This window comes from Pseudomonas saxonica (genome assembly GCF_007858365.1).
GTDB classification, from domain to species: Bacteria; Pseudomonadota; Gammaproteobacteria; order Pseudomonadales; family Pseudomonadaceae; genus Aquipseudomonas; species Aquipseudomonas saxonica.
Genome location: NZ_VFIO01000031.1, coordinates 1 through 1,384 on the forward strand (window position 1 = coordinate 1; position 1,384 = coordinate 1,384).

At 44.5% G+C, this 1,384-nt stretch carries 2 protein-coding genes and 1 pseudogene; all 3 read right to left on the reverse strand.

Features of this window, described 5'->3' with window-relative positions:
- Window positions 1-495: 495 nt before the first annotated feature.
- Window positions 496-726: a hypothetical protein gene (locus FJD38_RS24370; RefSeq protein WP_146388035.1), complete on the reverse strand. Its 231-nt coding sequence runs from the start codon at window positions 724-726 to the stop codon at window positions 496-498.
- Between the two features lie 112 nt (window positions 727-838).
- Window positions 839-952, reverse strand: a complete 114-nt coding sequence (locus FJD38_RS25225; RefSeq protein WP_146388037.1) for a glycohydrolase toxin TNT-related protein — start codon at window positions 950-952, stop codon at window positions 839-841.
- Between the two features lie 212 nt (window positions 953-1,164).
- Window positions 1,165-1,384, reverse strand: a pseudogene (locus FJD38_RS25230) (RHS repeat-associated core domain-containing protein); the annotation flags it as partial.

Below are 1,384 nucleotides of genomic sequence, written 5' to 3' on the forward strand. Positions count from 1 at the left end.
ATAGAGGTAGACTTTTTCGACTTTGGCGTCGGGTCGCATCATGGCCTGCTGGCTCCAGAAAGAAATCGGGAGCGCAGCATCGGACATCAAATTCCGGCTTGGAATGTGGGGTTCATGGAGCGGTTACCATCAGGGCGATCACAATGGCGGGGGGGGAGCTCCAGATGAACCGCAGTTATTGAACTTACGACGAGTGGATCTTTGAACGAGGGTCGTTTTCTTGTCGCCTTGCCAGAGAAAAAGGGTGGTTTTGCCGTCGATGTCTTTGGCGAAGCGTCGGCGCAAAGGCGGGTATTAGCAAGTGCCCAGCTCCACTTACTCAGCACCGGCACTCTAAGTTTCGTTTAAATTATTCAGTAATTAATTGTCAATGATTGTGCTTTATTAGTGGCCTCTCCCAATAGATGCTGCACTTCCACGTGCATTCATCAGTTAGTGGGTCTCTATTTTCGTACATTAATTAACGCTTCGTCACTTCGTAGTCCATAGTTTTTTTCAAATGAGTCTTGCCAGAAATTCAATTTTTGCGTCTTCGAATTTTTTGAATTCCTTGAGATCTGTCATTTGCCCTCTCTCGGAATAATATACTAGCCATTTTTTGCCATCGTTTAATATGCATGTCCGTTCATTTTGATTGATCCCAATGGAATAGTGATTATCAGGAGTCCCTAGGATTTTTAACTCGTCGGCCAATTTACTCAGGCTTGTAGTCTTGAGGTTTTCCACGAGATAACTCCTTTAAATATGGTTCGTTGTCTTGTGTAAGAGTTGTCAGAGAGCGGCGCATATTATTAATTATATCTAGCCTATATTGAATGCCTCCACCGCTTTCACCAAGTCAGGGTAGAATCTTTCCAGCTTTCACAGTCAATGGTTTTTTTACATCGTATACATAATAGTCCTCTTTGAGCGTGCTTGGTTTTAGAAATTGATAAGAGTATGCTGTTCCTATAGAGAGAAGGAAGCTTCCTTAGGCTGCCCAAATCGGTAAATTTGTGTGCCCGGTAATAAAGTGTAATCTGCTTCTAACTGATCAATTGGACTTGGGTGTGGAGAGCACTCTTGGATAGTTAAACCATTTTTCGGATTGTTAAAATTTGAAGATGCGTTTGCCTTTTTATTTTTATCTACATTTGACTTTATATTAGTACGAACACTTTCATCAGGACAATCCCCTTCAACACTCATCAACCCCAACGGATCCACCCACCCCGTTGGGTTGGGCACGTACTGGTAGCTGTTGAGTCCACCCGCCAGTTTGATCGGGTCGGGGGTCAGGTAGCGGCCGGTGTTGGGATTGTAGTAGCGATGGCGGTTGTAGTGTAGTCCGCTTTCTTCGTCGTAATACTGGCCCTGAAAACGCAGCGGGTTGCTGATTTCGTTG